Annotated in this window: 19 protein-coding genes; 7 read left to right on the top strand and 12 right to left on the bottom strand. The window is 63.9% G+C overall.

Going from position 1 to position 24,515, the window contains the following annotated elements; genetic code table 11:
• Nucleotides 1-8: 8 nt before the first annotated feature.
• Both FGE21_RS01545 and FGE21_RS01540 read right to left on the bottom strand, forming a co-directional pair.
• Nucleotides 9-356 carry a hypothetical protein gene (locus FGE21_RS01545; RefSeq protein ID WP_139661089.1) on the bottom strand — a complete coding sequence of 116 codons (348 nt, stop codon included), beginning with the start codon at nucleotides 354-356 and terminating at the stop codon, nucleotides 9-11.
• A gap of 3 nt (nucleotides 357-359) precedes the next feature.
• Nucleotides 360-1,892, bottom strand: coding sequence for an acyl-CoA carboxylase subunit beta (locus tag FGE21_RS01540; protein WP_139661088.1), 1,533 nt, complete (start codon nucleotides 1,890-1,892; stop codon nucleotides 360-362).
• Nucleotides 1,893-2,304: 412 nt separating this feature from the next.
• On the opposite strand from FGE21_RS01540, the gene FGE21_RS01535 reads away from it, so the two are divergent.
• Complete coding sequence (locus tag FGE21_RS01535; protein ID WP_139661086.1) at nucleotides 2,305-3,498, top strand: multidrug effflux MFS transporter; 1,194 nt, start codon at nucleotides 2,305-2,307, stop codon at nucleotides 3,496-3,498.
• 542 nt (nucleotides 3,499-4,040) lie between these two features.
• The gene (locus FGE21_RS01530; protein WP_139661085.1) at nucleotides 4,041-5,408 is read left to right on the top strand and encodes a short-chain fatty acyl-CoA regulator family protein; all 1,368 of its coding nucleotides are present in this window, start codon (nucleotides 4,041-4,043) and stop codon (nucleotides 5,406-5,408) included.
• 176 nt (nucleotides 5,409-5,584) lie between these two features.
• Here the strand turns inward: FGE21_RS01530 and FGE21_RS01525 are convergent, their stop codons facing one another.
• The 4 genes from FGE21_RS01525 to FGE21_RS01510 form a co-directional block, all read right to left on the bottom strand.
• Entirely contained in the window at nucleotides 5,585-5,824 is a 240-nt protein-coding gene (locus FGE21_RS01525) for a YdcH family protein (RefSeq protein WP_139661084.1), read from the bottom strand.
• 236 nt (nucleotides 5,825-6,060) lie between these two features.
• A complete protein-coding gene (gene betA, locus FGE21_RS01520) occupies nucleotides 6,061-7,716 on the bottom strand; it encodes a choline dehydrogenase (RefSeq protein WP_139661082.1) in 1,656 nt (551 codons plus the stop codon).
• 144 nt (nucleotides 7,717-7,860) lie between these two features.
• Complete coding sequence (betB, locus tag FGE21_RS01515; RefSeq protein WP_139661080.1) at nucleotides 7,861-9,318, bottom strand: betaine-aldehyde dehydrogenase; 1,458 nt, start codon at nucleotides 9,316-9,318, stop codon at nucleotides 7,861-7,863.
• A 218-nt stretch (nucleotides 9,319-9,536) separates the two neighbouring features.
• Nucleotides 9,537-10,745: a BCCT family transporter gene (locus tag FGE21_RS01510; protein WP_139661079.1), complete on the bottom strand. Its 1,209-nt coding sequence runs from the start codon at nucleotides 10,743-10,745 to the stop codon at nucleotides 9,537-9,539.
• A 196-nt stretch (nucleotides 10,746-10,941) separates the two neighbouring features.
• On the opposite strand from FGE21_RS01510, the gene betI reads away from it, so the two are divergent.
• Nucleotides 10,942-11,532 carry a transcriptional regulator BetI gene (gene betI / locus FGE21_RS01505; RefSeq protein ID WP_139661077.1) on the top strand — a complete coding sequence of 197 codons (591 nt, stop codon included), beginning with the start codon at nucleotides 10,942-10,944 and terminating at the stop codon, nucleotides 11,530-11,532.
• 126 nt (nucleotides 11,533-11,658) lie between these two features.
• Here betI and FGE21_RS01500 read toward each other — a convergent pair whose 3' ends face one another.
• The 3 genes from FGE21_RS01500 to FGE21_RS01490 form a co-directional block, all read right to left on the bottom strand.
• On the bottom strand, nucleotides 11,659-12,669 hold the full coding sequence (locus FGE21_RS01500) for a DUF1036 domain-containing protein (RefSeq protein WP_139661075.1): 1,011 nt from the start codon (nucleotides 12,667-12,669) through the stop codon (nucleotides 11,659-11,661).
• Nucleotides 12,670-12,737: 68 nt separating this feature from the next.
• Nucleotides 12,738-13,658 (bottom strand): DMT family transporter, encoded by a 921-nt coding sequence (locus FGE21_RS01495; protein ID WP_139661073.1) that lies wholly within the window; start codon nucleotides 13,656-13,658, stop codon nucleotides 12,738-12,740.
• Between the two features lie 215 nt (nucleotides 13,659-13,873).
• The gene (locus FGE21_RS01490; protein ID WP_176695344.1) at nucleotides 13,874-14,488 is read right to left on the bottom strand and encodes a LysE/ArgO family amino acid transporter; all 615 of its coding nucleotides are present in this window, start codon (nucleotides 14,486-14,488) and stop codon (nucleotides 13,874-13,876) included.
• Nucleotides 14,489-14,685: 197 nt separating this feature from the next.
• On the opposite strand from FGE21_RS01490, the gene FGE21_RS01485 reads away from it, so the two are divergent.
• Entirely contained in the window at nucleotides 14,686-15,579 is an 894-nt protein-coding gene (locus FGE21_RS01485) for a LysR family transcriptional regulator ArgP (protein ID WP_139661070.1), read from the top strand.
• A 207-nt stretch (nucleotides 15,580-15,786) separates the two neighbouring features.
• Nucleotides 15,787-16,638 (top strand): hypothetical protein, encoded by an 852-nt coding sequence (locus FGE21_RS01480; protein ID WP_139661068.1) that lies wholly within the window; start codon nucleotides 15,787-15,789, stop codon nucleotides 16,636-16,638.
• 140 nt (nucleotides 16,639-16,778) lie between these two features.
• Here the strand turns inward: FGE21_RS01480 and FGE21_RS01475 are convergent, their stop codons facing one another.
• Nucleotides 16,779-17,519 (bottom strand): YebC/PmpR family DNA-binding transcriptional regulator, encoded by a 741-nt coding sequence (locus FGE21_RS01475; RefSeq protein WP_139661067.1) that lies wholly within the window; start codon nucleotides 17,517-17,519, stop codon nucleotides 16,779-16,781.
• Nucleotides 17,520-17,683: 164 nt separating this feature from the next.
• Here FGE21_RS01475 and FGE21_RS01470 point away from each other — a divergent pair, with 164 nt between their 5' ends.
• Nucleotides 17,684-19,462, top strand: coding sequence for an SLC13 family permease (locus FGE21_RS01470; RefSeq protein WP_139661065.1), 1,779 nt, complete (start codon nucleotides 17,684-17,686; stop codon nucleotides 19,460-19,462).
• Nucleotides 19,463-19,895: 433 nt separating this feature from the next.
• Entirely contained in the window at nucleotides 19,896-21,569 is a 1,674-nt protein-coding gene (locus tag FGE21_RS01465; RefSeq protein ID WP_139661064.1) for an FAD-binding dehydrogenase, read from the top strand.
• A gap of 143 nt (nucleotides 21,570-21,712) precedes the next feature.
• Here FGE21_RS01465 and FGE21_RS01460 read toward each other — a convergent pair whose 3' ends face one another.
• Together FGE21_RS01460 and FGE21_RS01455 are read right to left on the bottom strand one after the other, a co-directional pair.
• Nucleotides 21,713-22,180 carry an META domain-containing protein gene (locus tag FGE21_RS01460; protein WP_139661062.1) on the bottom strand — a complete coding sequence of 156 codons (468 nt, stop codon included), beginning with the start codon at nucleotides 22,178-22,180 and terminating at the stop codon, nucleotides 21,713-21,715.
• Between the two features lie 278 nt (nucleotides 22,181-22,458).
• The gene (locus FGE21_RS01455) at nucleotides 22,459-24,237 is read right to left on the bottom strand and encodes an SLC13 family permease (RefSeq protein ID WP_139661061.1); all 1,779 of its coding nucleotides are present in this window, start codon (nucleotides 24,235-24,237) and stop codon (nucleotides 22,459-22,461) included.
• Between the last annotated feature and the right edge of the window lie 278 nt (nucleotides 24,238-24,515).

The raw sequence follows: 24,515 nt of genomic DNA, 5'->3' as shown, positions 1-24,515 counted from the left end.
CGGGTCATTCAGAAACCTTTTGCCTTGCGCTGCGCCTGAGTGATCCAGCGCCGCCGCTTGTCCGGATGCTCCAGAACCTCGGAAATCCGGGCCGCGAGTCTGGGGGAAACAGGGCTCGCCACCCGCCCGCCGGCCTCAACGCGAATCGCCTCTCCGTCGCGGGTCAGACGCACCACCGGAGAGAAGCCCCGCACCCGTTGCAAGGCCCGCCACAGGTCCTGCCGGATCTGATGCGCCAGCCGCACCGGATCGCCCATAGGGAGAGTGGTGACCGCCACGACATCAAACCGGGCAGGACGCTGGCGACAGAGCACCAGCTCTCCCTCAGTGCGGGTGATATGCCAACGGGACGCCATCGGTCACAACGGGATGTTGTCGTGTTTTTTCCACGGATTCTGCAGCTTCTTGTTGCGCAGAGAGGCAAAGGCCCGGGCCACCCGGCGGCGGGTCGAATGCGGCTGGATCACCTCATCGATAAAACCGCGCTCGGCCGCCACGAAGGGATTGGCAAAGCGGTCCTCATAGTCCTTGGCGTGGGCGGCGATCTTTTCCGGATCATGGAGGTCGGCGCGGTGGATGATCTCGGTCGCGCCCTTGGCGCCCATGACCGCGATTTCTGCGGTGGGCCAGGCATAGTTGAAATCGCCGCGCAGGTGTTTGGAGGCCATCACGTCATAGGCGCCGCCATAGGCCTTGCGGGTGATCACGGTGACCTTGGGCACTGTCGCCTCGCCATAGGCGAACAGCAGTTTGGCCCCGTGTTTGATGACGCCGCCATATTCCTGCGCCGTGCCCGGCAAGAAGCCCGGCACATCCACGAAGGTGAGAATCGGGATCTCGAAGGCATCGCAGAACCGCACGAAGCGCGCGGCCTTGCGGCTCGAGTCGATATCGAGACAGCCCGCCAGCACCATCGGCTGGTTGGCGACCACGCCCACCGTCTGCCCCTCGAGGCGGATGAAGCCGGTGATGATATTCTTGGCGAACTCTTCCTGAATTTCGTAGAAGTCGCCCTCATCCGCGGTTTTGGTGATCAGCTCTTTCATATCATAGGGCGTATTGGCGTTTTCCGGCACCAGCGTGTCGAGGCTGTTCTCGATCCGGGCGGGGTCGTCAAAGAACGGGCGCACCGGCGGTTTTTCGCGGTTGTTGAGCGGCAGGAAATCGACCAGGCGGCGCACCTCGGCGAGGGCCTCCACGTCGTTTTCAAACGCCCCATCGGCGACAGAGGATTTCCGCGTATGGGTGGAGGCCCCGCCCAGCTCCTCTGCGGTGACCTGCTCGTTGGTCACGGTTTTCACCACGTCGGGACCGGTGACAAACATATAGGAGCTGTCTTTGACCATGAAGATGAAATCGGTCATCGCCGGGCTGTAGACGGCCCCCCCGGCGCAGGGTCCCATGATCACGGAAATCTGCGGGATCACCCCTGAGGCCAGCACGTTGCGTTGAAAGATCTCGGCATAGCCTGCCAGCGCATCAACGCCTTCCTGAATACGGGCACCGCCGGAATCGTTGAGCCCGATCACCGGCGCGCCGTTCTGCATCGCCATATCCATGATCTTGCAGATCTTCATCGCGTGGGTCGCCGAAACCGAGCCCCCCAGCACGGTGAAGTCCTGGCTGAACAGATAGACCTGACGGCCATTGATGGTGCCCCAGCCGGTGATGACGCCGTCACCCGCAGGTTTGTTGTTCTCCATCCCGAAATCGGTACAGCGGTGGCTGATGAACATGTCGAATTCTTCGAAGCTGTCTTCGTCGAGCAGCAGCTCCACCCGTTCGCGGGCGGTCAGCTTGCCGCGGGCATGCTGCGCATCGATGCGTTTCTGTCCGCCGCCGAGCCGCGCGGTTTCGCGACGGCCCTCGAGTTCGGCAAGGATGTCCTTCATGGCAAATGCCCCCTGATCAGTTTGGGCCCCAATGGTCCGGGTCGCCGGAGAACCGGTCCCGATGTTGCGGCTGACCCTAGCCTGCGCCACCCTGTGCCCCAAGGCAATTGTGGCAAATTTGCAAAGTCAATGCAGCGCGCGGCCGCAAATCAGCAAATCAGCAAACCCCGGCAAGCCATCGCATGTGCCCGCAGGCCCGGCGGCGAGGGCGTGCTTTGGCCCGGTCGGGCGGATATTGCGCAGGCCGGGGGTCGGCCTGTGACCCGGCGTTTGTGGCAAAGTGGTGGGCCATGTCTGGGGGCGGCCTGTGGGGAAATCTCTGGCTAAAATTGTACCCGAGGTGACCCGCGCCGTAGACTTTCCCCGGGTCAGCCCCTAGACGATTAACACGCAAACTAAACCGAGACGTATAGTGACACGCACAACACCCCCGACCATCTGGACTCTCATCCTGCTTTCCGGCCTGTCGGCCCTGGGCATGAACATCTTTCAACCGTCGCTGCCGAGCATGGCGAGCTATTTCGGGGTAGAGTACCGGCTGATCGCCCTTTCGGTTCCCTTTTATCTCGCGGCGAGCACGGTGGTGCAGATTGTTGTCGGGCCGATCTCGGATCAGATGGGGCGGCGCCCGGTGATGATGGCGTCGCTGGTGCTGTTCCTGCTGGCGACGCTGGGCTGTATCTTTGCCCAGAGTGCGGGCGTGTTTCTGGCCTTCCGCATGGCTCAGGCGGTGGTGGCCACCTGCATGGTCCTGAGCCGCGCGGCGGTGCGCGATATGTATGACGGTCCCAAGGCTGCCAGCATGATCGGCTATGTGACCATGGGCATGACCGTCGTTCCAATGATCGGACCGGCGCTGGGAGGCGTGCTGGATCAGAGCTTTGGCTGGCATGCGAGCTTTTGGCTGCTGTTTGGCGCGGCGGCTGTGACGCTGGTGGTTTTCTATGCCGATTTCGGCGAGACCGCGACCGTCAGCGGCAAGACCCTGCTGAACCAGTTTCGCGAATATCCGGAGCTTTTGCGGTCGCCCCGATTCTGGGGCTATTCGCTGGCCGCAGGTCTCAGCGCCGGCAGCTTCTTTGCCTATCTCGGCGGCAGCCCGTTTGTCGGCACCAATGTCTACGGGCTGAACAGCGCGGAGCTGGGGTTCTACCTCTCGGCACCGGCCCTTGGGTATTTCCTGGGGAATTTTCTGTCCGGGCGCTACTCGGAGCGATTTGGCATCAATATCATGGTGTTCTGGGGCGCGGTTGTGAATATATTCGGGGTCGGTCTGTCGCTGCTGGTGACGCTGGCGGGGCTCGACACGGTCTGGACCTTCTTCGGGTTCATGTGTTTCGTGGGCCTCGGCAATGGCATGGCTATCCCCAATGGCACCACCGGCGCGATCAGCGTCCGCCCGCATCTGGCGGGAACGGCGGCCGGTCTGTCCTCGGCGATCATGATCGGGGCCGGCGCGGCGCTCAGCGCTGCTGCGGGCTGGCTGCTGGTCCCGGGGTCGAATGCGGTGCCGCTGCTGACGATCATGGTGGGCAGCGGTGGCGTTGGCATGCTGGCGATCCTCTTCGTGATGCGCCGGGAACGGCGACTGGGGCTCGCGGTCTGATGGCAAGCGGCCTGATCTGATAGCAAACAGTCGGCCGCCGGGCCTCTGCGGGCCACCCATCCGGCCCTCCCGTCAACCTCAGGGTCAGGCTTGATCGCCGGACCTCATGTCCAGGCGTCATATCCGGGCCGCGCCCAAGCCATCTGTTGGGGAGATGGTCCAATAGGTGGCCAGAGGATGCAGGACGGCTTTTGGACTTTCAGTCCCGTTGATTGAGGTGTTTCGCTTCGGGCAAAGCCCGAAACGACCGGCGCGGCGCGCGCCCCTGACGGGGCGCGCGCCGCGCCATGCCCAACTGCTGTCCCGGCTTTTTCAAAGCAGGGGCCGCAGGCGGGAGCTCGCCCGCTATACTCGCCTTCCGGCGCTCCTCTCGGTGCCGCTCCCGGTACGCCGTCCTGGGCTGCTCCGCCCAGCCCTCACTTTGTGGCCCATCCTGCACCCCGATCTGTACTCGCCCTGTCACGTTCCGTGATCACACGGCTTGCCAGCAAAACTTTGCACTTATACAATTCCGTAACACCCAATTTGCAAAGGCACCCGTCATGGCGACCCAAAAGCTCTACGCCGGAGCGAAGCTGCGCGAGATGCGGGGCCGTCTCGGCCTCACCCAAAAGGACTTTGCAGCCAAGCTTGGTGTCTCCCTGCCCTATCTGAACCAGATGGAGAACAACAACCGCCCCGTCTCCACCACGGTTGTGCTCGCCCTCGCACAGGAGTTCGGGCTGGATGTGACCGAACTGTCCTCCGGCGACAGTGAACGGCTGATTTCCGATATGCGCGAGGCCATGGCCGATCCGGTCTTTGCCGATGATGTGCCCCCGCTTGCGGACCTGCGCCTGGCGGCCTCCAACGCCCCGGCCCTTGCGCGGGCCTTTCTCGCGCTGCATCAGGCCTACCGGCAAACGCACGAGCGCCTGGCCTCGCTCGACGAGGCGCTGGGACGGGAGGACGCCCGTATTCAGGCCAGCCCCTGGGAAGAAGTGCGGGATTTCTTTCACTACTGCGACAACTATATCGATGCGGTCGACCGCGCCGCCGAGCGCTGCGGCAGTGCCGAGACCGCGCTGCAGGCGATCGGCGTCACGGTGACGCTGCGGGATATGGCCGGGCTGCGCACCTTCGACCCCGACACCAGAGTGCTGGCGCTCTCGCATCGCTCGGCGCCACAGACCCGGCAGTTTCAGATGTATCTGCAGCTGGCCTTGCTGAAATATGGCGACCTGCTGGAGGCGACACTGGATTTTGCGAAGTTCCAGACCGAGGAAGCGCGCGCCATTGCCAAGATCGGGCTGGCCAATTACTTCGCGGGCGCAGCGCTCATGCCCTATGGCCGGTTTCTCGAGGCAGCGCGGGCCTGCCGCCATGACCTCGAACTGCTGGCGATCCGCTTTGGTGCCTCGATCGAACAGGTCGCCCATCGCCTGTCGACCCTGCAACGTCCCGGTGCCAAGGGCATCCCGTTCTTCTTTGTGCGTGTGGATCAGGCGGGCACCATCACCAAGCGGCACTCGGCCACCCGGCTGCAGTTTGCCCGCTTCGGCGGTGCCTGCCCGCTGTGGAATGTGCACCGGGCCTTTGAGACACCGGGCCGGTTCCTGCGGCAGCTGGCCGAGACCCCGGACGGGGTGCGCTATATTTCACTGGCGCGGGATGTCTCCAAACCCGGCGGCTCCTTCGGGGCGCCGGTGCGTCGCTATGCGATCTCACTGGGCTGCGAAGTCAGCCATGCCGACGCGCTGGTGTTCGCGGACGGCCTCGATGTGTCACAGGCCAGCGCCTTTGAACCGATCGGCATTTCCTGCCGGATCTGCGAACGCCCGGAGTGTCACCAGCGCTCGGTGCCACCGCTGGAACGACGCCTGAGTGTGGATACAAACGCGCGCGGCGTGCTGCCCTACCGCGTCAGCTAGCGCCGCTCCACGGCATCACACCGGACTGGGTGAGACCCCAGACAGGATCGGATCAATCAGGTCTGGATCAACCAGAACCAGATGAACAGGACCAGATCAATCAGGGCCAACCGCCTGAACGCAAAAAAGGCCGCCCCCCTGAGCGGCCCCTCCCGGTCATCCGACGCAGGACGCTATCACGCCTTTGACAGGATGCCCCAGATCTCATCCTTGAGCGCCGCGCGGGATTTGCGCATTTCCCCCTCCGCCTGCTCCGAGACCGGCTCCACGTTGGTTTCGGCCCGATGCACGGCCCGGTTCACCGCGTGATACTCATCCGCAAGTTTCGCAAAATGCGCATCCGATTGCTTCAGCGTGCTCAGCAATGCCGCTTTGTCGGGAAATTCCTCGGCCAGTTCATGCGGGGTGTGAGACATCTTGGTCGCTCCTTGGTTTCTTTGGTCTTGAGGAGTTTAGAAGGTCACGCGCGGGCCCAGGTTGATCCGGATCAAACCGCACCTCAGATCCGGGATATTTTGGCGCGAAAAATCGATCCGGGCCCAAAGCCCGGCCCCGTCGGCCCCATCGGCCGAGCCGCCCCAAACGCAAAACCGCCCCGCTGCGGGGAGGCAGGGGGCGGTTTTCACAGAGAAGCCGGGGAGCAGGCCGAAAATCAGCGCTGCTCCGTCTGCCAGTTCGGGTGGAACCAGGGTTCCGCGTTCGAGGCCGGCAGGCGCCGGCCGAGGATGTGGTCCGAGGCTTTCTCGCCGGTCATGATCGAGGGACCGTTGAGGTTGCCGTTGGGGATCCGCGGGAAAATGGAGCTGTCGGCCACCCGCAGCCCATCGACCCCGATGACACGGCATTCGGGATCGACCACCGACATCGGATCCTCTGCCGCCCCCATCTTGCAGGTGCCGCAGGGATGATAGGCGCTCTCGACGTGTTCGCGGATGAACCCGTTCAGTTCATCATCGCTCTGCAGCGCGTCGCCCGGCTGGATCTCGTGTTTGACAAATGGCGCAAAGGCCTCCTGTCCGAAGATCTCCCGCGTGAGGCGGATGCAGGTGCGGAAATCCTCCCAGTCCTCCTCTTTGGACATGTAGTTGAACAGGATGTTCGGCGCCGCATTGGGGTCGGCAGAGGCCAGTGTGACCGCCCCGCGAGAGCCGGAGCGCATCGGACCCACATGGGCCTGAAACCCGTGCCCCTCGGCGGCGACCTTGCCATCGTAGCGCACTGCGAGGGGCAGGAAATGATACTGGATATCCGGGTAGTCGACCCCCGCACGGGAGCGGATGAAGGCCGCACTTTCAAACTGGTTCGACGCCCCCAGACCGGTTTTGGTGAACAGCCACTGCGCGCCGACCCAGGCCTTGCCCAGAAGGTTCCAGTATTTGAACAGGGTGACCGGCTGCGAGGCCGCCATCTGCAGATAGAGCTCCAGATGGTCCTGCAGGTTCTGGCCGACACCGGGACGATCCGCGACCACCTCGATGCCATGTTCGGCCAGATGCGCCGCCGGGCCGATCCCCGACAGCATCAGCAGTTTCGGCGAGTTCAGCGAGGAGGCCGCGAGGATCACCTCGGCCCCCGCGCGGATCACCTCGACCTTGCCGCCGCGTTCGATTTCAACACCGACAGCGCGGCCATCCTCGATCACCACCTTGCGGGCAAAGCCGCGGATCAGATCACAGTTTTTCCGCTTCAGAGCCGGTTTGAGATAGGCATTGGCGGCAGACCAGCGACGGCCCTTGTGGACCGTCATCTCCATCGGGCCGAAGCCCTCCTGCTGCTTGCCGTTGTAGTCGCCGGTGACCTCATAGCCCGCCTGCCGTCCGGCCTCGACAAAGGCCGCATGCAGCGGGTTGTCGCGGGGGCCGCGGGAAATATGCAGCGGGCCATCGGTGCCGCGCCAGTCCGGGTCGCCGCCCTGACCGCCGTCGTGCCAGGTCTCCATGCGTTTGAAATAGGGCAGCACATCGGCGTAGTCCCAGCCCTGCGCGCCGCTTTCGGCCCAGTGGCGATAATCGCCCGCGTGGCCGCGCACATAGACCATACCGTTGATCGAGGAGGACCCGCCGACCACCTTGCCGCGCGGCGTCACCAGGCTGCGCCCGCCCAGATGCGGCTCCGGCTGGGTGGAATAGCCCCAGTCATACATCGGCATGTTCATCGGATAGCTGAGGGCACCGGGCATCTGGATCAGCGGCCCCGCGTCAGAGCCGCCGTGTTCGATCACCAGAACCGACTTGCCCGCCTCGCTGAGACGATAGGCCATGGCACAGCCTGCGCTGCCGGCTCCAACAATCACGTAATCCGCGTTCATCGCGTCATCTCTCCTGTCACAGGTCTGGCCACAGCGGTCCGGCCACGCAGGGTGGCGACCATGGGGCAACATATCCTTTTCCCCCATCGTCCCTTCGGACGACGGGGCGGGTGGGTGGGCGTCGTCCGAAGGGACGATCCTCGATTAAAAAGCGGCTTCGCAGTCGCCCATGCGCACATAGACGGATTTGACCTGACTGTAGTGTTTCAGCGCCTCCTTGGAGTTCTCGCGCCCCACGCCCGAGGCCTTCACCCCGCCAAAGGGGGCCTCCACCGGCGCGTCATTGTAGGAGTTGATGAAACAGCTCCCCGCCTCCAGCTGGCCGATCACCCGGTGGGCCCGGGAAAAATCCTTGGTGAAGACCCCTGCCGACAGGCCGAATTCGGTGTCATTGGCGCGCGCGATCGCCTCTTCCTCGGTGTCGAAATCCAGCACGCACATGACCGGGCCGAAGATCTCTTCGCGGGCGATCACCATATCGTCGGTGACATCGGCAAAGACGGTCGGCTGGACGAAATACCCGTCCATCTCCGCGCGCGCGCCCCCGCAGATCAGCCGTGCGCCCTCCGCTTTGCCGGTCTCAATGTAGTCCAGCACGATGTTCATCTGGGTTTCGCTGACCATGGGGCCGAAATTCACCGCCTCGTCCATCGGATCGCCCAGCTTGGCGGTCGCCGTGCGCTCTGCCAGGCGGGTCAGGAATTTCTCCTTGATGCCCTTTTGCACAAACACCCGCGTCCCGTTGGAACAGACCTGACCGGAGGAGTAGAAATTGCCGTTGATAGCACCCGAGATGGCACTTTCGATGTCAGCATCGTCAAACACCAACATCGGGGATTTGCCGCCCAGCTCCATGGTGACGTGCTTCATGCCCGTGGCCGCCGCCGCATAGACCTTTTTGCCGGTCGGGACCGAGCCTGTCAGCGACACTTTGTCGACGCGCGGGTCTGTCACCAGCGCGCCGCCCACTTCGCCCATGCCCTGAATGACGTTGTAGAGCCCCGCAGGCGCTCCCGCCTCCATCAGGATCTCCGCCACCTTCAGCGCGCAGAGCGGCGTTGTCTCGGAGGGTTTGAACACCATCGAATTGCCGCAAGCCAGGGCCGGAGCCCCCTTCCAGCAGGCGATCTGTGTCGGGTAGTTCCAGGCGCCGATGCCGACGCACAGGCCCAGCGGTTCGCGGATGGTATAGACCCAATCCTCGCCGAGCTGGATATGCTCGCCGGTGAGGCTGGCGGCCAGCCCGCCGAAATACTCCAGCGCGTCGGCGCCGGAGGTGGCATCGGCCACCAGCGTTTCCTGCAGGGGCTTGCCGGTGTCAAAGGTTTCCAGCACCGACAACTCATGGTTGCGCTCGCGGATGATGTCAGCCGCCCGGCGCAGCACGCGGCCGCGTTCGGTGCCGGTCATCTTGGCCCAGATCTTCTGCGCCGCCTTGGCGCTGGACAGGGCCTGTTCCACGATCTCCGGGGTCGCCGCATAGACGCGGGCGATCTCTTCGCCGGTGGCGGCATAGATCACCGGAATCGGGGTCCCGGAGGTGTCCTCGACATATGCGCCATTGATGAAATGACTGGCTTTGGGCTGTGCCGGATGGGTCATCGTTTCGCCTCTTCTGGTCTTGGGTCAGCGTGTCCCCCCGCAGCGCCTGCGGGAGATATGTGGTCTCTCTGTGTGGGTCCCGGGCCGGATCTGCCGAGGTCCGGGACATCGACACATACAAAAAAGCCGCGTGGGTCTGCGTCTTTCATGGATGGGTCGCGAGCAGGTCAGCGGGGCTGCGGCCCCCGGATCAGCAGGGGGCCGCAGCGGTTTTGGTCTCAGTGGACGTTTTCAATCTTGTGGAAATCCAGCTCGTTCTCGGCCGGGCTGGCTTTGATCGCCAGAACCTCACTGCGCTTGACCAGCGCGATATAGGCGAGGCAGGCCACATAGAGGCCGATCACCACCGCGCCGATCCACTGGATCTGCAGCCACTGGCTCTTGAAGGCCACGGTGAGGGCAAACAGCACCACCGCGTTGCCGAGGACATATGGCACCTTGCCGAGACGTTTCGTGGTCAGGTTCAGGTTGTCTGTGTAGAGGCGGATCAGCGAGTCAAACGAGTTGATCACGAAGATGATGCCCACAACCACCATGGAGATGTTGATGAACAGCGTCGTCTCGATCCCGTTGAGGTGGTAGAAATACAGCACCGAGAACCACACGCCGAGGGGGATCGACGGGAAGATCAGCAGGGCCGCCAGCACCTGCCAGGTCTTCAGCCCACCGACAAAGCGCGAGGTGAACTGGCCGATCATGATCGACCAGGCGAACCACCAGAACAGGTAGAATTCGTGGTAGTCGGTCAGCGGCAGTACGAATTTGTGGATATTGGCAAAGTAGCCGCCGATATTGCCGGCAGTGTCAAAGAACGCGCCCAGCCCCATGCCGGAATAGGCCCACATGCCGAGGATCAGGGCCGCGAACAGCGCTGTGGAGCCCACCGACAGGATGCGCACATATTTGATGTCGGTCGAGGAGAAGGCCGCAAAGAGGATCACCAGGAAGGTCACCGCATAGAAGGCCGGGATCACCGTTTCACCATCGCCGACGAAGGTCGCATAATACGGCAGGTAGATCAGGAACAGCGCGCCGGTAAAGGCACAGGTGCCGATGATGACGATGTTGTTGATCCATTTGACCAGTGGGATCTCAAAGAATTTGACCCGGGGTTCGATGACGCAGAAATAGAAGGTGGTCAGGAAATAGAAGCCCCAGATCAGGAAGCCCCAGAACCCGAACTCCAGCGCCAGCGGGTTGGTGAACCCATAGGCGGGCTCTGCTGCGGTATCGGCATAGAGCGGGAAATCCCAGGCAAGCGGGAACATGATCAGGCCAACGTCGAGGCCGGATGTAAACAAAATTGCAATAAAGGTGAAAAGCGGCACCGGCGTCACGCCGACCACCTCCAGATTCCACCATTTTATGACGCAGAATGCCACCAGCGCAAAGGCCAGCAATATGCCTGCGGAAATTAGAACTGTCATTCGTTTCAACTCCCAGTCAGTCGCTTCAAGGGCGCAGCCGCTGCGCCCCTGACAGTATGTGTTATTGTTATTTCGCTGCCCTGACAGTGCACGCCAGGATCCTCATAAACTAAACAAATTTTGAATGGTCATTCAAGTTTTGGTTTTTCGCGGTGAAATATTGAATATTCAGCCCGGTTGGCGCAGTTTAGACTCCATGGCACGCAAACGCATTCGCGACATCCGCAACGAAGAACTGATAGAAGCCACCATCGTCACCGTGCACAAACGGGGCTATGCGGCTGTAACCATGGCCGAAATCGCGCGTGAAGCGGGGGCGTCGGCGGCCTCTATCAGCTATTATTTCGGCTCAAAAGAAGGGTTGATGGAGGCGACGATGCGCCATCTTCTGCGTAAGTTGCGCCGGGCCATGGTGGAGGGCTACGCGCAGGCAGAGACCCCAATCGAGCGGCTTTATGCGGTGATGGATGCCAACTTTGCAGATTCGCTCTTCACTGTGCCGCAGTGCAGCATCTGGATGCAGTTCTGGGCCAATGCCCCCTATTCACCGCGTCTGGCGCGTTTGCACCGGATCAACCGGGCCCGCGTCATCAGCCATTTTCTGGCGGAGCTGAGCCAATTGGTTGCGCCGGATCAGATCGAGACGGCCCGCCAGGCATTGCAGAGCTATATGGATGGCGTCTGGCTGCAGGCGGCGCAATCGGACGGGCCTCTGGACAGCCAGGCGGCGCGATTTGCAGCGCATCGGGTGGTTGACCTTGTCACCTCGCGCGAGATGGTGGCCTAGGGGCGACACCGGTACGTAAGACGGGCCAGATAAGACGGGCCAGGTAGGACAGGCCAGGTAAGACAGGCCGAATATCACTGGCTGAATATCACTGGCAAATCAGTGCGCAGACTATGGCGCGCGCCCTCACTCCCGGCGATAGATCAGTTCGGTGCCGTGAGGCAGGTATCGCAGAGACAATTCCTGATCGCTCACCTCTGCGATCAGGTAGCACAAGCGGATGCCCGCAGTGTTGTCCCAGGTGTATAAATAGGGTCCCTCGCCGCTGGCCGGACCGCAATGATCGAGAATGGCAACGTTTTCCACCGAGGTCTCCGCCCCGGCATAGACATTCACACGTTCCGCGCCGAAAAAACGAAATCTGTCGTCGGCATCCGCCACCGAGGACCAATCGCCCTGCAGCAATGCCAGAATACGGTCCGCCCTGTTCAGCGCCTGCACCTCGGCGCTGTACAGCACCAGACCGGACGTGGTGTCAAACAGCGTTTCCAGCTCTCCGCTCAGGGCCACACGCCGCCCGCGGGGCAGAGCCTGCAGCGCTTGCCAGAGGTCCCCCGGAATGCGGCCGTCATCATAGACCAGATACCGCCGCCCCTCGCCAATGAAGGTGCAAAAACTCTGGTAGGGGGCCCGGTTCTCGGCGTGACAGCCCTGAAAGACCGCCTCCCCCTGAAACAGTGAAGCCCCGGGCTGCTTGCGGGCGGCATCCTCTTCCTCATCAGAGGTCAGATGGGCGCGGAGCATATGGCGGTGCTGCGGCCTATCCGGTCCGATGTCGATACGGGCAAATCCCTCCTGCCGATAGCCGCGCCGCGCACAGTTGCTGTCACCATCGATGGTAAAAATCCGGTCGGCAACGCAGAATGCCAGCTTGTCATCGCGAAATGTCCAGCCCTCGGTTTCGACCCGCAGGTAATAAAACCGGTGCAAAAGCGGCCCCGGCACCACGCGGGCGCATTCGCCCGGGCTCACCTGCCACCACCCCTGAGAGGTCCAGCCCAGACGGTCCTTGTAGCCGACCGCTACGGCGTGTTCCGCATCAGTGTCATTGCAAAGATCAAGGGCAGCCTGCGCCGAGGGCGCCCACATCAGCACACTCAGCAGTCCCAATATGCGTGTGACCGTCGGGAAACCCATCGTGTCCTTTTACATTTTTATCTTTGCAATCAAACATATACGAAAACTCTGTAACAAATACATGACAGTCAGGACTTGGGCGCATGCAGCGGTGGCGTGATCGCCCGCCGCTTCAGCATGGCCTCGCGCCAGGTCATGAAACTGACAGCACCGAGAATCATGGTGCCGCCGATCACAACCCAGAGGTCGATCCCTTCGCCAAAGGCCAAAGCCCCGAGCAATGTCGCCCAAATTAGTTGCAGGAACGTTACCGGCTGGGTCACGGTCAGCGGCGCCGCCACAAAGGCCAGTGTCATCGTGTAATGTCCCGCCGTGGCAAAACAGGCAACGGCGAACAGGAGGCCGAGTTCCGGCAGTGTCGGCGTCACCCAATGCGCCAGCGCAAAGGGCGCCAGGCCGATGGTGACCCAGACCGACAGCATCGCAACCACAAAGGTCGGATTGGTGCGCCCGACGAGGGTCTTGGCCAACAGGTAGGAGATCCCGAAGGTGAACCCGGTCACCAGCATGGCAAGATGGCCGGGCGAGACCTCGCGAAAGCCCGGTCGCAAAATCACCACAACGCCCAGAAGCGCCACCGCGATGGCCGCGATGCGGCGCAGCGCCAGTTTCTCGCCCATGAACAGGGCCGCGCCCAGGGTGACATAGATTGGCGACAGGTAGTTCATCGCCGTCACTTCGGCCAGCGGGATACGGATCATGGCAAAGAACCACATCAGGACTCCGATGCTGTGCAGTGCGCCGCGCGTCAGGACCAGCCCCCAGAGCCCCGGCGTCCACTGTACCGCCCGCAGTGAGCCGATCATCGGCACCAGGAACACCAGCCCCAGCAGATAGCGCAGAAAGGCGCTCTCGGCCGGGGGGATACGCGGGCCGAGATATTTCACCAGCGCCGTCACCGCGACGAAATTCAAGCCCGTCACCAGCATCCAGAAGACCCCACGCATGGGGTTTGAGGATGGTTCTTCGCTGACGGACGGGGTGCTCATGCGAGCAACAGATAGAGAAGCCGTTCACATGGCAACCCTTCATGCGTGAAATATTTTCGCAGCCGCGATGCGGGAGCTGTGACGAACCGCCGCGCCGGCGCGCGGCACAGGGTCGGGCGGTGAAGAGTGCGGGTGGGAACGCGGGTCGGATGGGGTCACAGGCCGGATCACGGGCCGGATCACGGGCCGGATCGCCGCCTGTCTCCGGCACTGCCTCACATCAGCAGCAGCTTCAGCGCCAGGGCCAGCATCACAACACCGATCATCGCGTCCAGCACCTGCCAGGCGCGGGGGCGGGCAAAGACGGGCGCCAACAGGCGCGCGCCATATCCGAGCGCAAAGAAGAACACGAAAGAGGCCAGAACCGCGCCGAGCCCGAAGATCCAGGTCGGGTCGTATTGCGCCGAAATCGCCCCCAGCAGAACAACCGTGTCGAGATAGACATGCGGGTTGAGCCAGGTGAAGGCGAGACAGGTCAGCACCGCAGGCCAAAGGGCCGTCTGGATGCCCTGCCCCGTTGCGGGCCCCTCCGTCTCCAGTGCCGCGCCGCCCGTGCAGGCGGCCCGCAGCGCCCGCAGCCCGTACCAGCTCAGGAATGCCACGCCACCGAGGCGCATGGCGGTTTCGAACCATGGCAGCGCCGCCGTCAGGGTGCCAAACCCCGCCACTCCGACGGTGATCAGAACCGCATCAGACAGCGCACAGGTCAGCACGATCGGCAACACATGATGCCCCCGCAGCCCCTGCCGCAGCACAAAGGCGTTCTGCGCGCCGATTGCCATGATCAGGCTGAAGCCAAGGCCGAATCCGGCCATCAGCACGGGCAGCATTTCGAGTGTGACGGGGATCTGCGGCATATTGGACCTTGTGAGCGGGGGCGCGAAAGTTGGCGGGGGCGCGAGAGTGGATGAGCATGCGAAGCTGAGCGACGGCGGAACGCGCCCTGTTGGAACAAGCGCCCTGTTTGACTATCCAAACCGCGTGACGTAATCCAATTAAAGATACTCATCCGGATTAAGTTTCGCTAATGCGCTTTGACCCTCATCACCTCTCTGCCCTGTCGGCGGTTTTGCACCTCGGCAGCTTTGACGGCGCGGCGGCCGCGCTGGGGGTGACGCCCTCTGCCGTATCGCAGCGGATCAAGGCGCTGGAGGACCGGGTTGGCACCCCGCTGGTGAACCGGGGCAGCCCCTGCACCGGCACCGAAGCGGGCTTGCGGATTGCCAAACACGCGGAGGATGTGGCCCTGCTGGAGCGCCGCCTGTCCCGCGCGCTGTCGCTGAACGGTGATCTGCGCCCGGCCCGGCTGAAGGTGGCGGTGAATGCCGACAGCCTCGCCACCTGGTTCATCGAGGCAATGGTCGCCGCCGACGGCGTGCTGTTTGATCTGGTGATCGACGATCAGGATCACAGCACCGAGTGGTTGCGCAGCGGCGCGGTCTCTGCTGCGGTCACCGCCGAGGCCCGGGCCGTGTCCGGCTGTGATGTGCATGCGCTGGGGAAACTGGACTATGTGGCGACGGCCAGCCCGGCCTTTGTGGCGCGCTGGTTCGAAGGCGGGCTGACGGCGGAGGCTCTGGCGCGCGCGCCCTGCATGATCTTCAACGCCAAGGACCGGCTGCAGCATCGCTGGCTGGACCGGTTCGTGGCGCCGGGTCTTGCGCCGCCTGCGCATTATCTGTCGTCAACGCAGGCCTTTCTGGATGCGGCTGTGGCCGGGCTGGGCTGGGGGCTGAACCCGGACGTTCTGGCGCGCCCGCGATTGGCGCGGGGTGATCTGGTCGAGATGGCTCCGGGCTGCAGGCTGGACACGCCGCTTTATTGGCAGGTGAGCCGGATCATGGCGCCTGCCCTGCGTGAGGTCACCAGAGCCGTGCGTCAGGCCGCCGCTGCGGGGCTGGTGCCGCCGGACGGGTCCTGATCGCCAGCCCCTATATGCCCGGCGGCCCCAAGAGGGTGGTTTCTGCGGCGCGGTGCCATATCTCTATGTGAGAGACGAGGAACGGGGTGCGCAGACGTGCCATGGCACAGAAAGAACTGGCAGAACCGGCGATTGCCGCAGGATGCAGAGGCCTCTGCCACGCGACCCCTGCGGTCTCCTGGCCGGGGGAATTGGGGCCGGGGAAATTTGGGCTGGGGGAATTGGGGCCGAGGATCCTTTGGTCAGACCTTCTGGCTGCGTCTGGTACTGCCGCGTCTGCTCTTGCTGGCGACGCTCCGGGGCCTGAATGAGACGCTGCAATTGCCGGTCTGGCTGGCGGTTTGCATCATCGGGGCGGATGGTCTGATCCTGCTGTGGCAACTGTGGCGGTACCACAGGCGGGCCGAGCAACATATCCGCGAGACCGGCGCCATGGCGTTGAGCTGGGGCGGCTATCTGCTGTGGCTGCTGCTGACACTGGCCTGCGTGATGCTGTGGTGGGAGATGATCCTCCTTGCCACCCGCGCGCCCGCCGCCGAGACATTCGAGACGCAGATGCGACGTGAGCGGGCGGCGCGCTATGTGCTGGAGCCCGATGCCAGCGGAGAGAGGCTGCGGTTTGAGGGTGAGATCACATATGGGCTGACGGCGCGGCTGCAGGCGTTGCTGGCGACCCTGCCGGAGCTGCGCGAAATAGAGCTGACCAGCCCCGGCGGCCATGTCTATGAGGCCCGCGGCGCGGCGCAGGCGATTGCTGCGGCCGGGTTGGAGACCGTCGCCTCCGGAGAGTGCACATCGGCCTGCACGCTCCTGTTCATCGCGGGCAGTCGGCGCAGGTTGGCCCCCGGTGCCCGGCTCGGGTTTCACGGCTACGGTCTGGCCCATGCCGTGCATCTGCCGTCCTATGATATTGCCGCAGCCGAGGCCCGGGACATGGACTATGTGCTGTCGCGCGGGATCAGCCGCGCCTTCGCCACCCGTATGTTCGCGACCCCGCCGCGGTCCATGTGGTATCCCGACGAGGCGACCCTGCGCGCGGCGGCTGTGCTGCGGGACTGATCAGACCGATCAGGCGCGTTGGAAAAGGCCCGTTGGAATAGATCTGACGGAACAGGCCCGCCCGGCGGAACCGGACGGGCCTGAAGAGCGGGACCCTGAAGGCAGAGGCGCGGATCTTGTGCGCGCCGCCACGCCTCGGATCAGAGCTGCGCCATGACCTCGTCGGAGGCCTCGAAATTGGTGGTGACGCGCTGGACGTCGTCGTCATCCTCCAGCGCATCCACCAGCTTCATCAGCTTTTGCATGCCTTCCAGATCCAGTTCGGTGGTGGTCGAGGGTTTCCAGATCAGCTTGGTGCTCTCCGACTCGCCCAGCTCCGCCTCCAGTGCGGTGGAGACATCGTTGAGGTCGGTGTCGGCGCAATAGATCGAATGGCCCTCTTCGGAGCTTTCGACATCCTCGGCCCCCGCTTCGATCGCGGCCATCATCACCGTGTCGGCATCGCCCACGGTGGCCGGATAGGTCACCTCACCCTTGCGGTCGAACATGAAGCCGACCGAGCCGGTCTCGCCCAGGTTGCCGCCGTTCTTGGAAAAGGTCGAGCGCACGTTGGAGGCGGTGCGGTTCTTGTTGTCGGTCATCGCCTCGACGATCACCGCGACGCCGCTGGGGCCGTAGCCCTCATAGCGGATTTCGTCGTAATTCTCGGCGTCGCCGCCGATCGCCTTCTTGATCGCGCGTTCGATTACATCCTTGGGGACCGACTGGCTCTTGGCTTCCTTGACCGCCAGACGCAGGCGGGGGTTCTTTTCCGGGTCCGGGTCGCCCATTTTGGCGGCGACGGTGATTTCCTTGGCGAGTTTGGAAAATAGCTTGGATCGTGCTGCATCCTGGCGCCCTTTACGGTGCTGGATGTTCGCCCATTTTGAATGGCCTGCCATGGTGCATCCTTGACTTTGAGTTCGTGAAACTGGCGCCCATATAGACCCGGTCCCTGCCTGCTTTCAAGCGCGGCCTTGAGGCATGGCCGTTCTGCCCCGTGGTTTCCTCCCCCGATCCGCCTTCCATGGCTTGCCAGTGGCGCGGCGTTGACTAGAGTGGCGCCATGACATTGGATCAGACTCTGCTCTTCAGCCTTTTCGCCTGCGTTTTCGGTCTCTTGCTGTGGGGACGGTTCCGCTATGATCTGGTGGCCTTTGCCGCGCTGATGGTGGCGGTGTTGCTGGGGCTGGTCGAGACCAAGGACGCCTTTGCGGGGTTTGGTCATCCGGCGACGCTGGTGGTGGCGCTGGTTCTGATCGTCTCGGCCGGGCTGGTCAAATCGGGGGCCGTGCATCTGATCACCCGAACATTGGTCGATCAGAGCCGCAGTCTCGGGGCGCATATCGCGCTGATGGGCAGTGTCGGTGCGGTGCTGTCGGCCTTTATGAACAACGTGGCGGCACTGGCGCTGCTGATGCCGGTGGACATCCAGACCGCACGAAAGGCGGGGCGCGCGCCGGGTCAGAGCCTGATGCCGCTGTCCTTTGCCACCATCCTCGGCGGTATGGCGACCCTGATCGGGACGCCTCCGAATATCATCATCGCCTCCATCCGCCACGACACGCTGGGTGAACCGTTTCAGATGTTCGACTTTGCTCCGGTGGGGCTGGCGGCGGCGGCGGCGGGGCTGGCCTTTGTGGCCCTGGTGGGTTGGCGGCTGATCCCTGACCGCTCCACCGGTGGTGCGGGCGCCTCTGACAGCCAGCTGGCCCCCTATATTGCCGAGCTCACAGTGCCGGAGGGATCGGAGCTGGTCGAGCAGAGGCTCGGCAGTCTCGACAAGGAAGCCGAGAAAGCGGACGTGGTCATCCTGGGGCTGATCCGGGGCGGCCAGCGGCGCTACGGCCGGGCCAGCGGCGCGTTGTTGCAGGCCGGAGATACCATCGTACTGGAAGCCACCCCCGAGGCGCTGGACGAGTTCCGCTCGACGCTGAAGCTCGATTTTTCCGATGCCGCGCGCGAGGAAAAGCTGAAGGCGGCCGGCGACGGGCTCGAAGTGATCGAGGTGGTGGTCACCGATTACGCCCGCATTGCAGGCCGCAGCGCCCAGGCCATCGGCCTGGCCTGGCGCAAGGGGTCGGTCTTGCTCGGCATTGCCCGCCAGGGGCAGCGGCTGACCAGCCATATCCGCCAGACCGAAGTGGTACCGGGCGACATCCTGCTGCTCCTCTGCCCCCGCGATCAGGGCGGCGAGGTTGCGGATTGGCTCGGGTGCCTGCCCCTGGCGGCGCGCGGCCTGTCGGTCACCGCAAATGACAAGACCTGGTGGGCGATCGGCCTCTTTGCGGCGGCGGTTCTGACCGCATCGGTGGGGTTGGTGTACCTGCCGATCGCCTTGGGGATCGTGGTTGTGGGCTATGTCGTGCTGAAGATCCTGCCGGTGGCGGAACTCTACGATCACGTGGAATGGCCGGTGGTGGTGCTGTTGGGGTCAATGATCCCGCTGGGGCAGGCGCTGGAGACCTCGGGAGGCACCGAGCTTCTGGCCCAGTCGCTGGTTGATCTGACCAACGGGCTGCCGGCCTGGGCGATCCTGACGGTCCTGATGGTGGTGACCATGACGCTGTCGGATGTGCTCAACAATACGGCGACGGCGATTGTGGCTGCCCCGGTCGGGATCTCGATGGCCAATACGCTGGGTGTCTCGCCCGACCCTTTCCTGATGGCGGTGGCGGTGGCGGCCTCGGCGGCTTTTCTGACCCCCATCGGCCATAAGAACAATACGCTGGTGCTCGGCCCCGGAGGCTATCGCTTTGGCGACTACTGGCGCATGGGGCTGCCGCTGGAAATCCTGGTCATCGCGGTCTCGATACCTGCCATCCTGATCTTCTGGCCACTCTGACCTCCGCACCGCTCCCGAGGTGAACCGGGGCCGGTCATTGGCCTGGTGACGTCGTTGGCCTGGTGACGTTGACGGTGGCTCTCCCGCCCCTTTCCGGATGAGGCAAAGCCTCCCTCAAAAGCGTTGGGCCGGGCGGGGGCCGCGCCGAAGGCGCGGCCCCCGCCCCCCCGCGATGCGCATCGCGCAGCGCAATCCCTCGAACCGTCCGCTCCATTGCCACCACCACAGGCCAGGCTCTGGCGCCTTGCCGCACCTGGACGCCACGAATGCAGTGGCGGCAGCACCCACCGGAACCTGTTCCACACCTGCGCCCACGTCGAAGGGCACAGCGCACGGCCTGTCGCCGCGGCACTTGATACACGCAATGATTGCGCCATTCCTGCGATTGCGCCTAGGCTGAGGACCGGAGGAGCGGAGCACAGGGAGAGCTGCCATGACCACCGCGCATTCGGACAACAGCGCCGACGTCATCGTGATCGGCGCGGGCCTGGCAGGTCTGGTGGCCGCCGACGCGCTTGCAACCCGGGGCAAACGGGTGATCCTGCTGGAGCAGGAGCCTGCGCATTTCATCGGCGGTCAGGCGCATTGGAGCCTCGGCGGTCTGTTCATGATCGACACCCCCGAACAGCGGCGCATGGGCATCCGCGACAGTCTCGAACTGGCCCGGAGAGACTGGGCCGGCAGCGCCGGGTTTGACCGGCCCGAGGATCACTTCCCCCGGCTCTGGGCGAAATCCTATCTGGACTTTGCCTCAGGCGACATGCGGTCCTGGCTGCGCGACCTCGGTCTGCGCTGGTTTCCGGTGGTGGGCTGGGCGGAACGCGGCGACGGTGAGGCGGACGGTCATGGCAACTCGGTGCCCCGCTTCCACGTCACCTGGGGCACGGGCCCCGGCGTGCTGGCGCCCTTCGTCGCCCGCGTCCGCAGCCATATGGCCGAGGGCCGCATCGACGCCCGGTTTCGCCATCAGGTGAGCCACATCATACAGCAGGGCGGCCAGGCCACCGGCGTCTCGGGCGAGGTGCTGGCCCATGACGCCGCGCCGATCGGAGCACGTACCAACCGCCATGAGGTCGGCGAGTTCGAGGTCTATGCCGCCTCGGTGCTGATTGCCTCCGGCGGTATCGGCGGCAACCTGGAGATGGTGCGCGCCAACTGGCCCACCGGCCGCCTTGGCCCCGCGCCCGGGCGCATGGTCTCCGGCGTGCCCTTTCACGTCGATGGCCGCATGCTGAAGATCGCACAATCCGCAGGCGGGCGGATCATCAACGGCGACCGCATGTGGCATTATTGCGAAGGCCTGCGCAACTGGGACCCGATCTGGCCGGACCACGGCATCCGGATCCTGCCGGGGCCGTCATCGATGTGGTTTGATGCCCATGGCACCCGCCTGCCCGACCCTGCCTTTCCGGGCTTTGACACCCTCGGGACGCTCAAGGCCATTCTCGCCACCGGACAGGACTACAGCTGGTTCATCCTCAGCCAAAAGATCATTGAAAAGGAGTTTGCCCTGTCCGGATCGGAGCAGAACCCGGATATGACATCGGGCAAATGGGTCGAGGTCCTGAAGGCCCGGCTGCTGGCGCGCGGACGGGCGCCGGGGCCGGTCGAGGCCTTCAAGACGCGGGGAGCCGATTTCGTCACCGCCACCACCCTGACAGAGCTGGTACGCGGCATGAACGAGATCGGCGATGTGGCACTGGATGAGGCCCGGATCCGCGCCCAGATCGAGGCCCGCGACGCCCAGGTGGACAACCCTTTTGCCAAGGACAGGCAGATCCAGGCCATTCACGCGGCCCGAAATTACCGGGGCGACCGGCTGCTGCGCACGGCCAAACCGCATCGCATTCTGGACCGCCGCAACGGCCCTCTGATCGCGGTGCGCCTCAGCGTCCTGACCCGCAAGACATTGGGCGGGCTGCAGACCAATCTGGACTGTCAGATGATCGGCGCCGATGGTCAGGCAGTGCCCGGCCTGTTCGCAGTCGGCGAGGCGGCCGGGTTTGGCGGCGGCGGCTACCACGGCTATAATGCGCTGGAGGGGACATTTCTGGGAGGCTGCCTGTTTTCAGGCCGCCAGGCCGGGCGCTCCGGGCTGATCGCGTGACGGAAGGCGCGCACAATATAGGCCCACAGTCCGCCCTGCGAGCGGCAGACAAGGGCCGCCGCCCGCAGGCAGCAGTCACAGGGGGCCGCCAAACGGGGGAAACCCCACGCGGAAGGCTGCCGACAGGAAGCGGCCGCCGGGGGTCAGCCGCCGGTCTCAACCAGCGTTTCGTCAGGTTCGGCGTCGCGTCGGTAGCGCAGCAGCTCTGTGCCGTCTTCGTCCAGAAGAACCAGAACGGTGGCGTCGATCTCAAAGGAAACCACCTGTGCCAGCAGGGCCAGCACCTGTTCCTCCTGCTCTGCCAGACCGTCCGGGCAGGCCATCATGGTTCCGGCCAACTGGTCTGGAAAGAGAATTTCAGATCCGTTGATCTCGGCGGTGCCCTTGAAGCTGTTGCAGCCCGCGCCGGTTGCAAACACGCCATCCTGCGCGAATGTCAGCTCAAGATTGCCGCGCCCTGCAAGCGGCGCCTCGCCCTCGATCTGGTCGAGCGTCCACTCCGTGTCGGTCAGGACCGGCCTCACAGTTTCCGTCGCCCAGGTTTCTGCGCTGAACACGATCGCGCTGGCCGCGATCAATATCGTGGCGATGAAGGTGATCCGGGTTGTCATCTCGCACTCTCTCCCATTTCGCGGCCCTCTCCGTTGCGCATCCTGCCACAGCCGCCTGAAAGGCCCGAATGGGGCTCCTCGGACAGAGGAACAGAGGATCGGACAGGCCTGTTTCCGACCCTTTCGGGCAGGCTCTTTCCACACAGGCTATATGAGAGGTGGGTGCGGATCTCTCCCTGTTCAAGCCTGCTTGAGAACGCCAGGAGAGACTGGGCGAAAACACGCGCATATGGCGGGTCTGCGGGCCTCTCCGAGCGCTTCGGCGCAGGGTCACAGGGTCACAGGGGCCAGATCAGCGGAATGACCGCCGAGGCCAGCACTCCCATCGACAGGTTGAGCGGAATGCCGACGCGCAGGAAGTCGGAAAAGCGGTAGCCGCCGGGACCGTAGACCAGCATGTTGGTCTGATAGCCGATGGGGGTGGCAAAGGACGCCGAGGCCGCCACCATCACCGCCACCACCAGCGGGCGCGGATCCAGCCCCATGGCCTGCGCCAGCCCGACCGCGATCGGTGTCACCACGACGGCCACCGCATTGTTGGAGACCAGTTCGGTCAGAACCGAGGTCAGAAGATAAACCGCCCAGACCAGGAAGAACGGCGGCAGATCCGACAGAACAGGGGCAATGCCGCGCACGATCAGCTCCACCGCGCCGGAGCTTTCCAACGCGGCCCCAATCGCCAGCATGGAAAAGATCAGCGCGAGCAATCGCCCGTCGATGAAGGAAAACGCCTCATCCGCATCGATGCAGCGGGTCACCAGAACAAGGGCCACCGCGAGGATCGAGAGCATCAGGATCGGGGCCAACCCGAAGGCTGCGCCCACCACGATGCCGACCATTGCGACCATCGCAACCGGCGCGTGGCTGCGGCGGTAGGCCCGCTGCGTGGGCTGCGAGACATCGGCCAGGTCCATATCCGCGGCCAGCCGCTGGATATCGGCCGACGCCCCTTCAAGCAGCAGCGTGTCGCCGATGCGCACCACCAGATCATCCAGTTGCACCCCGATGTTCTGGTTGCGGCGATGCACCGCCAGAACATAGACGCCGTAGCGGCGGCGCAGACGCATGGCGCCAAGCGAGCGGCCGACCATCCGGCAGCCCGGGGTGATCAGCACTTCGACGGTATTGGTTTCCACCGCAGAGACCTGATCGACACGTTTCAGTTCCTTGTTGCTCTGCAGGCTGAGGAGTTCAGTCATCCGGGTCCGCAGCACCACCCGGTCGCCGACCTGCAGTTCGACCCCCTGGAGGTTGCGGCGCAACGAGTCATCGCCGCGCACCACATCGATCAGCCGCACACCGGGGCGTTTGAACAGCTGCACCCCGGTGACTTCGCGCCCGATCAGGTTGCTGTCCGGCGGAATGACCGCCTCGGTGAAGAATTTCATGTTGGAGCGATCCGACAGCATCATCGCCAGGCTGTCGCGGTCCGGCAACAGGCGCGGCGCGATGAAGCGCAGGTACACCAGGCCCCAGGCCACCACGACCACGCCCAGCGGGGTGACCTCGAAGATGGTGAACGGCACCAGCCCCTGCGCCCGGGCGACCCCATCCACAAGGAGGTTGGTCGAGGTGCCGATCAGGGTCAGCGTGCCGCCGAGGATCGCCGCATAGGACAGCGGGATCAGCATCTTGGATGGTGCCAGCTTGAGGGTGCGGGAGATCTGGATGAAGACCGGGATCATCACCACCACCACCGGCGTATTGGACACGAAGGCCGACGCGATCACCACAAAGCCCATCAGCATCGCGATCGCCAGTCTCGGGCTGACCTCGGCCTGTTTGCGCGCCACAGAGGTAAAGGCATCCAACGCCCCCGTGCGCACCAGCGCCCCCATGATCAGGAACATCGCGGCAATGGTCCAGGGCGCCGGGTTTGCGAGGACCGGAAGCGCCGCATCATAGGGCAGAACCCCCGTCAGCAGCATCACCGACACGCCGCAGATTGCGACCACTTCGGTCGGATAGGTTTCGCGCAGAAATGCTGCAAACATCGCGCATACGATCAGCAGCGCGACAATCGCGCTCGCTGTGTCACCCGATTGAAAGAGAAACATTCGGTCCATTGATCCATGATCTACGCCAGCCACGCTCCGGGGCGGCGTTTCAGCCGATGTGCAGTGTCTCCCATCCGCCCCCGGTCAGCAAGCATTTGTGTTGGGAAAATCAAAGATCAGGACAGAGCGGGACCGAGAGTAACACGGAGATATCCAGCCGCGCCTGACTGGAGGGTAGATCGCGAATATAGCCTGCGGCGCGGGTGTGCTCCCGTCCGGACCACGCTGCCCTGGCTATGCCAGAGAAGCGGGTCCCGTTGGGCCGGGCGCCGCGCCTT

The sequence above is a fragment of the Phaeobacter sp. B1627 genome, assembly GCF_006265095.1.
In the GTDB taxonomy this organism is placed as follows: domain Bacteria; phylum Pseudomonadota; class Alphaproteobacteria; order Rhodobacterales; family Rhodobacteraceae; genus Epibacterium.
Note: the sequence above shows the minus strand (reverse complement) of the source record. Positions and strands in the feature narration are given on the sequence as shown.

What these genes read in the sequence shown, in the direction of transcription:
- betI (WP_139661077.1), top strand. Translation starts at nt 10,942, where the DNA reads ATGGCACGCAAACGCATTCGCGACATCCGCAACGAAGAACTGATAGAA.
- FGE21_RS01485 (WP_139661070.1), top strand. Translation starts at nt 14,686, where the DNA reads ATGCGCTTTGACCCTCATCACCTCTCTGCCCTGTCGGCGGTTTTGCAC.
- FGE21_RS01540 (WP_139661088.1), bottom strand. Translation starts at nt 1,892, where the DNA reads ATGAAGGACATCCTTGCCGAACTCGAGGGCCGTCGCGAAACCGCGCGG.
- FGE21_RS01525 (WP_139661084.1), bottom strand. Translation starts at nt 5,824, where the DNA reads ATGTCTCACACCCCGCATGAACTGGCCGAGGAATTTCCCGACAAAGCG.
- FGE21_RS01545 (WP_139661089.1), bottom strand. Translation starts at nt 356, where the DNA reads ATGGCGTCCCGTTGGCATATCACCCGCACTGAGGGAGAGCTGGTGCTC.
- betA (WP_139661082.1), bottom strand. Translation starts at nt 7,716, where the DNA reads ATGAACGCGGATTACGTGATTGTTGGAGCCGGCAGCGCAGGCTGTGCC.
- FGE21_RS01495 (WP_139661073.1), bottom strand. Translation starts at nt 13,658, where the DNA reads ATGAGCACCCCGTCCGTCAGCGAAGAACCATCCTCAAACCCCATGCGT.
- FGE21_RS01460 (WP_139661062.1), bottom strand. Translation starts at nt 22,180, where the DNA reads ATGACAACCCGGATCACCTTCATCGCCACGATATTGATCGCGGCCAGC.
- FGE21_RS01470 (WP_139661065.1), top strand. Translation starts at nt 17,684, where the DNA reads ATGACATTGGATCAGACTCTGCTCTTCAGCCTTTTCGCCTGCGTTTTC.
- FGE21_RS01490 (WP_176695344.1), bottom strand. Translation starts at nt 14,488, where the DNA reads ATGCTGCCCGTGCTGATGGCCGGATTCGGCCTTGGCTTCAGCCTGATC.
- betB (WP_139661080.1), bottom strand. Translation starts at nt 9,318, where the DNA reads ATGACCCATCCGGCACAGCCCAAAGCCAGTCATTTCATCAATGGCGCA.
- FGE21_RS01510 (WP_139661079.1), bottom strand. Translation starts at nt 10,745, where the DNA reads ATGACAGTTCTAATTTCCGCAGGCATATTGCTGGCCTTTGCGCTGGTG.
- FGE21_RS01465 (WP_139661064.1), top strand. Translation starts at nt 19,896, where the DNA reads ATGACCACCGCGCATTCGGACAACAGCGCCGACGTCATCGTGATCGGC.
- FGE21_RS01500 (WP_139661075.1), bottom strand. Translation starts at nt 12,669, where the DNA reads ATGGGTTTCCCGACGGTCACACGCATATTGGGACTGCTGAGTGTGCTG.
- FGE21_RS01475 (WP_139661067.1), bottom strand. Translation starts at nt 17,519, where the DNA reads ATGGCAGGCCATTCAAAATGGGCGAACATCCAGCACCGTAAAGGGCGC.
- FGE21_RS01455 (WP_139661061.1), bottom strand. Translation starts at nt 24,237, where the DNA reads ATGTTTCTCTTTCAATCGGGTGACACAGCGAGCGCGATTGTCGCGCTG.
- FGE21_RS01530 (WP_139661085.1), top strand. Translation starts at nt 4,041, where the DNA reads ATGGCGACCCAAAAGCTCTACGCCGGAGCGAAGCTGCGCGAGATGCGG.